Source organism: Candidatus Fermentibacter sp., from assembly GCA_030373045.1.
Classification (GTDB): Bacteria; Fermentibacterota; Fermentibacteria; order Fermentibacterales; family Fermentibacteraceae; genus Fermentibacter.
Genome location: JAUCPW010000072.1, coordinates 1 through 6,558, shown reverse-complemented (window position 1 = coordinate 6,558; position 6,558 = coordinate 1). Strand labels below are relative to the sequence as shown.

Annotated in this window: 5 protein-coding genes; 2 read left to right on the top strand and 3 right to left on the bottom strand. The window is 65.3% G+C overall.

Annotation, left to right across the window (positions count from 1 at the left end):
* Positions 1 to 213 precede the first annotated feature (213 nt).
* Together QUS11_12155 and QUS11_12150 are read right to left on the bottom strand one after the other, a co-directional pair.
* Positions 214 to 1,653: a hypothetical protein gene (locus QUS11_12155; GenBank protein MDM7994048.1), complete on the bottom strand. Its 1,440-nt coding sequence runs from the start codon at positions 1,651 to 1,653 to the stop codon at positions 214 to 216.
* A gap of 116 nt (positions 1,654 to 1,769) precedes the next feature.
* Complete coding sequence (locus tag QUS11_12150) at positions 1,770 to 3,170, bottom strand: MBL fold metallo-hydrolase (GenBank protein ID MDM7994047.1); 1,401 nt, start codon at positions 3,168 to 3,170, stop codon at positions 1,770 to 1,772.
* Positions 3,171 to 3,445: 275 nt separating this feature from the next.
* Between QUS11_12150 and QUS11_12145 the strand changes: the two genes are divergently transcribed.
* Positions 3,446 to 4,039: a hypothetical protein gene (locus tag QUS11_12145; protein MDM7994046.1), complete on the top strand. Its 594-nt coding sequence runs from the start codon at positions 3,446 to 3,448 to the stop codon at positions 4,037 to 4,039.
* An 83-nt stretch (positions 4,040 to 4,122) separates the two neighbouring features.
* Here QUS11_12145 and QUS11_12140 read toward each other — a convergent pair whose 3' ends face one another.
* Positions 4,123 to 4,737: a hypothetical protein gene (locus QUS11_12140; GenBank protein ID MDM7994045.1), complete on the bottom strand. Its 615-nt coding sequence runs from the start codon at positions 4,735 to 4,737 to the stop codon at positions 4,123 to 4,125.
* A 170-nt stretch (positions 4,738 to 4,907) separates the two neighbouring features.
* On the opposite strand from QUS11_12140, the gene QUS11_12135 reads away from it, so the two are divergent.
* Positions 4,908 to 6,476: a M28 family peptidase gene (locus tag QUS11_12135; protein ID MDM7994044.1), complete on the top strand. Its 1,569-nt coding sequence runs from the start codon at positions 4,908 to 4,910 to the stop codon at positions 6,474 to 6,476.
* Positions 6,477 to 6,558 lie beyond the last annotated feature (82 nt).

Sequence of the window (6,558 nt, the reverse complement as noted above, 5' to 3'; positions counted from 1 at the left end):
GGACAGGACCGGCCGGGTACCAGGCGGGCTATCACGATATCCAGCCCGGAGAGCTTTCCCCGGGCGTCTATCTGGCGGTCGGGAGGTCGGACGGGATACGGAGCACGGTTCGCTTCACCGTGCTGGAATAGGATATGATGAGGGCCGGGCGTACTCCCGGCCCTCGTGTTTCGAGACCGAAAGCGGTCTTATCCGAAGCGGTCTGGTTCGGGGCTAGGCCGCCGGACGCCTCCTGAAGAGGCAGACCGCCGGTACGAGCAGCGACACGATCATCCCCACCGAGGCCGCCTGCGGCGCCTTCGGTATGCCCCACACGAAGAACAGCGTCATGCATGTCGCGAGGCCCAGGACGGAGGAGGCGATCGCCTCGGGCTTCCCTATCCTCCTGCCGAGGATGCCCCAAAGGAACGGGCCGAGGAACACCGACGCTATCGCTCCCCACGAGACCGACAGGATCGTCACGATGATGGCGGGCTGCCTCAGAGCCAGCACCATCGACAGGATGATGAAGAAGGCGCTCGAGATCCTGCTCAGGGCCGTGAGACGGCGGTCGGAGGCATTCCTGTTCACGAATCCGTGATAGAAGTCCTTGGTGACGCTCGAGCTGGAGATCAGCACGAGCGAAGCCAGCGTGGACATCGAGGCGGCGAGTATCAGCAGCAGCAGGAACACGATGAACCCGGAAGGAACCACTCGCACCAGCATCTCGGGCATCAGCGAGTCGAACAGGGGGGCGCCCTCCGGCGTGAACGCATGCGGCGCCGAGACCGGATCGAGGAAGACCCTGGTGAGGGAGCCGGTGAAGTACGCGGTGCCGGCTATCAGCAGTGCGAACACGGTCGAGGCGATGGTGCCCACCTTGATGGTGGCCCTGTCCTTCACGGCGTAGAACTTGATGAGGAGCTGGGGCATGGCGAATGGCGCGACACTGGTGAGGAAGACCAGGGAGAAGAGCGGCACCGCTCCCGGAGGCCCGACGGGCGAAGCCAGGGCGGGGTCGATCCCGCGCAGGTCCTGAACGATCCTGTCGAGCCCTCCGCCGTAGGAGACCGAGAACCAGACCAGCACGATCACACCCACGGTCATGATCAGACCGAAGATCACGTCCATCATGGCCATCGACCTGTAGCCGCCCATCACCATGTAGACCGCGGTGAACACGCCCATGAAGAGCAGGACGTAGATGTAGGGCAGGTGGAAGGCCACCTCGAAGAGGTAGCTCAGGCCCATGAACACGGCCGCGGTGTAGGGGATCATGAATACGAAGATCGCGAGGGCGGTGTAGCCCTTGAAGAACGGGCTGCCGTACCTGGCCTCCAGGTACTCCGGCATCGTCCTGACTCCCAGGGCGGTGGTGGTCTCCTTGATGCGGTTCCCGAGAATGAGCCAGACGAGCAGCGTGCCGATCAGGGTGTTGCCGACGGCCACCCAGAGGGCCGAGAGGCCGAAGCCCCACCCGATCTTGCCCGCGAAGCCGATGAAGAGGACTGCAGAGAAGTATGCCGTGCCGTATGACAATGCGGTCATCCAGGGGCCGACCCTGCCCCCGCCCAGGAGGAAGTCGTCGAACGACCTGGTCTTCCTCATGCCCATTACGCCGATGACGACGATCACGGCGGTATAGAGCCCTATCGCGATGTAGTTGATCAGCATCGACGCCCCTCCGGTTGAACGCACCGAGCCACTGGACACGGAATCGGAATATAGACCCGCACCGGTTCGGGACAATCGCGGCCGGGAGAACCGGGATCCGCCGCAGTCCCGGCCTGTCACCCCGAAACGAGGTTCTTGGGATCCCCTTCGATCACGCCGTCGAGCCTCTTCATGCTCCTGACGGCCGCCGGCAGCCCGCCCGCGAGGTTGAACACCGTCTTGAGACCGCCGCGAAGGAGTATGCTCGCCCCGAGGATCGAACGGCGGCCCGAGCCGCACATCACGAGCGTCGGCGTGGTCGGGACGAGTTCGCGCGACCTCGTCCTGAGGTCGGCCACGGGGATGTTGACCGCCTCCTTCAGGTGGAAGGCCGCATACTCCGCGGGAGATCGGACATCCACCAGCTTCCAGCCGTCGCCACCGTCGAGAATGGCGCCGAGCTCGCCGGGGGAGACCTGGTAGACCCTGCTGACAGGCTTGCCCGAGCGGGCCCAGGCGAACATCCCGCCGGCCAGGGTGCCGGCCACGGTGTCGAGACCGACTCTCCTGAGGCAGGCGAGTGCCTCCCCGGCCCGACCAGGCTGGGCCACGACGAGGATGCTCCTCGGATGAGGCACCACCCATCCGGCCATCGTCGAGAAGTTGCCGTCGAGGTCTATCGACAGGGAGCCCGGGACATGCATGCCCCCGAAGGCATCGTAGCTCCTCGTGTCGACCACGATGGCCCCGGCCTCGATCCTCGAGGCGAAGTCGTCGGAACCAAGCGGCGGGGCCGGAGGGAGGTCCGACAGCAGGGCCGGACCTGCGGCGTTCACCGGTCCGCACCTGAGGAAATGGTCGGGGACGGGCTGGCCGGCCTTCGCGAGCTCCGCTGCGAAGCCGCCAGCATCCATCGAGAGGACGGGGTTCGACGCCTTCTCGTAGCCTATCGTCGTCACGGGCATGGTGCCGATCGACCTGCCGCAGAGGGAGCCCGCTCCGTGCGCCGGGAGCACGAGGCAGCCGTCGGGGAGCGCCATGAGCCTGCGGATGCTTTCGTAGAGCTTCGCGGTCAGTTCGGATGCCCTGTCGGGGAACATGTCGGGACGCCCCGTGTCGCCTGCGAAGATGGTGTCGCCGGTGAAGACCGCCGAGGGTTCCCCACCCCTGGACAGGTCGGTGACGACGTAGGAGACATGCTCGGGCGTGTGGCCGGGGGTGTCGAGCACGGAGATCCTGAGCCTGTCGATCTGAACGGTGTCGCCTTCGGCGACCGGGGCGTGGTCGAATCCGCAGCGGGCGGCGGCCGGAGCCACGATCTTCGCCCCTGTCGCCGCGGCCAGGTCCGTGTGGCCCGAGATGAAGTCGGCGTGCAGATGCGTTTCGAGGATGTGAGTGATGCGCAGGCCCAGCCTGGAGGCTGCCTCGGTGTAGATGCCGACGTCACGCGAAGGATCCACGACGGCGCAGCTCCTGTCACCACCCAGGAGATAGGAGCGATGGGCGATGCCTTCGACGAAGAACCATGAAAGATGCACAGCGTCCCTCCCATCAGCCCATCGGCGCCCCGGACCACAGGCCCCGGCCGGGAGAGAACCTCCCGGGTCGATCGTGGAATATGACGAATGATGGAATGACGAGGGATGCGGCACGGCATGAGGATGGGCGGACCGTGCGGCGCCCCGGACCCATTCTCCTGCTCTCCTCCCGGGATGTCCCGTGTTGCTGGAGGCCGGAGTGCGGGCTATCTTCAACCATCCGGGATGGATCAGCGGCAGTGACTCATGGCTTGCTCCCGGGGAAAGGATGCATCATGAAGGCCTTGCTTGTGATCCTCTTTGCTGCGGGGCTCGCTTCCGCCCAGTTCGACTTCGAGTACAACACCGGCGGGACGATCGGCCTGCTGCCTACATCCGTCGGCTCGAACACCGGATGGGCGGAGTACTTCATCGTTCCGGTCCAGAACACGACCGGTCAGGATCTCGCCATACAGGAACTGAGGTTCCCCTGCTGCGGCCCTGCCACCTCGAACTACGGCTGGGTCGTCTGGACCGGCCTGTCCGGTCTGGTCCCACCCTCGGGCGATCCCACGTCGGCCGAGTACTACGGTCCCTTCACCCCTGCGATACCCTCGGGCAGTTCGGCCGGTGACATCACCGAGTACACGGTCGTCGACGTATCGGCTTCCGATATCGTGATCCCGGCGGGAGGCTTCTGGTGCTTCGGCTATGACAACACCATGCTGGGCGGCCAGACATCGTTCAACGGAGTGGTCACGTACGGGTGGTACGGCGGAGTCTGGGACTCTGACGAACCCTGGGGCAGGACGGACCTTCTCGAGTTCGCTGCCAACTACGCATCGGCGCTGAATTCGGCCACCTGGGCGGAGATAAAGACCCAGTTCTGATCCTTCCGCAGAAGAATGCGCCGCAGGGATCGAACGGATCCCTGCGGCGCAGCCCCTTCATGGATGACAGGTCCTGACGGGCGTCAGATCTCCCTGTCCGCCATCGTCAGGACGTGCGAATAACCGTCGGTGCCGCCACCCAGTTCGATGTCTGTCAGTACGTAGGCCTCGCCGTACTCGTCCTCGAGTCTGACGTTCCAGTTTCCGGGCATCACCCAGATCGTCAGTTCCTCGCCCGGCACGAGCACGGTGGTGCGAAGCATGTCCTCGCCCCATCCCGAAGTGGTCAGCGATGCATAGGCGAAGTAGACCGTGATCGAGCCGAGACCGTTCTCGATGGTGATCGGGAGGGTTCCGTCGCCCGAGTGGACATGGCCCATGTTGAAGTCCTCGAGCTTGACCAGCAGGTCGTGCCCGTTCTCGTCCAGCGGCAGGCCCGGATAGTCGTACGAGTCGTCGTCCTCGTCGACGACGATGACGTTGTACGTCCCGCGGGCCATCTCGAAAGTCACGACCTCGCCGGGCTGTATCCTGCCCTCCAGGAGGTTCTGGCCCCTCTTCAGCGACGAGTCGGGGAATACGTATACCGCGCATATGTCATAGGAGCCCAGGTCGTTGGTGACGCGGAGCTCGGATCTGCCGCCGCAGGCTGCCGCGAGAACAACAAGGGCGATCGGAACCAGCCGGAATCTGCTCACCGAAGCCTCCTTCCTGCAGGAATCCCGAAGATATCCGCTCGGAAGGGGCGGCAGCCAGCCCGGGAACCGTTCATGCGTGTCCGGAGTAGTTTTCTTGTGAAGGTGGCTCCGGGGAATTATCATACCGGCACCGTCGGCACTAATCATCCCGTATAGACAGGAGTCGATGCATGCCCAGACTGATGTTGGCCCTGCTCGCCGCTTCCGCCGTCGCATCGGCGGACGGCCTCTATGTCATGGAAACCGGAACGGGAGACCTGTACGCCCAGGAGTGGACCTCGGACTTCGACTTCTATTACGTTGCCGACGGCTGGGCGCTATGCTCGGGCGCCCCGGAAGGCGCTGCTGACCTCAGATTCGCGACCCTGCTCGATCCATCCTTCCGCGATCCCCGTGACTACGCGGTCGTCCATGCCGCTTCGCCACAGGGTGCCGTCTCCGCCGTCGGCGTCGGGACTCCGCTCTACCAGAACGGCGATGTGACGGTCGTGGAACTCTCCACATCCCCCGCATCCCTTCCCGCCCTGCCCGGGATAAGGCTCGTGCAGCCCCTTCGTGAAACGGTGCTCCGGGCGCCCGTGGAGCTGTACATGCCCACCCGCGACGGGGGGATGGACGACTTCGTGGCCGACATCGTGTCGATCGTCGACGAGACGAGCTTCCAGACCACCATCCAGGACATGCAGGACTACCTCACCCGGTATTCCAGCACCGACAGCTACGACACCGCCGCCCTGTACGTCCAGGACAGGCTCGACGACTACGGGATCCCGGCCGAGCTGCAGTACTTCGACATGGGCTCTTACGACTGCGAGAACGTGATCGGAGAGATCCAGGGCATCGAGGATTCGACCAAGATAGTGATCATCTGCGGGCATCTCGACTCGACCTCGCCGCAGTCGACCACGAACGCGCCGGGGGCCGACGACAACGCCAGCGGTTCGGCCGCGGTGGTCGAGGCGGCCAGGGCGATGTCCGGCTTCTATTTCGCCAACACCGTCAGGTTCGTCTGCTTCGGCGGCGAGGAGCAGGGGCTCTACGGCAGCGCCTACTACGCCGGCCAGTGCGCCGCTGCGGGCGAGGACATCATCGCGGTCTTCAACATGGACATGATCCTGTACGGGCCCACGGGCGACGCCTCGATGTGGGTGCCGTACAACACCTCGTCCACCGGCCTGGCGCTTGCCTTCGACGCCATCTGCGACACGTACGTGCCCGCCCTCGACGTCATCACCGAGTACAGCCCAGGCACGACCTACAGCGACCATTCGTCGTTCTGGGACCAGGGTTATCCCGCGATCCTCGGCATCGAGAACGCGTTCGACGCCAACCCCTACTACCACCAGACCAACGACGTCCTGGCCAACTACATGTCATACTTCCCGTTCGGAACGGATTGCGCCAGGGGAGCCATCGCCGCCGCGGCCTACTTCGCCGAGCCCCTGGGTGGCTACGGCATCGAGGATGGTGGCTCGGGCTCCGTGCCCGGTTCGTTCGTCATCACCGGCGTAGGCCCCAACCCCTCGACCGGTCTGATCACCTTCGGAGTGTCGGGCAGCCTCGCCGGGCCGTCCTACTCCGTGTACGACATCTCGGGCAGGGTGGCTCTCCGCGGCGACCTCGCGGGCGAGGGCACGTCGTTCTCCATCGACGTCTCGGCTCTGCCCGCCGGAGTCTTCGTCCTGGAGGCCTCGTCCGGCGGATCGTCCGACACGGCCCTGTTCACTGTCCTGAGGTAGGATCCGGCGGGGGGGGGGGGGGGGGGGGGGGGGGGGGGGGGGGGGGGGGGGGGGGGGGGGGGGGGGGGGGGGGGGGGGGGGG

Coding starts and splice junctions, on each gene's coding strand:
- QUS11_12155 (MDM7994048.1), bottom strand. CDS start 1,653: ATGCTGATCAACTACATCGCGATAGGGCTCTATACCGCCGTGATCGTC.
- QUS11_12145 (MDM7994046.1), top strand. CDS start 3,446: ATGAAGGCCTTGCTTGTGATCCTCTTTGCTGCGGGGCTCGCTTCCGCC.
- QUS11_12135 (MDM7994044.1), top strand. CDS start 4,908: ATGCCCAGACTGATGTTGGCCCTGCTCGCCGCTTCCGCCGTCGCATCG.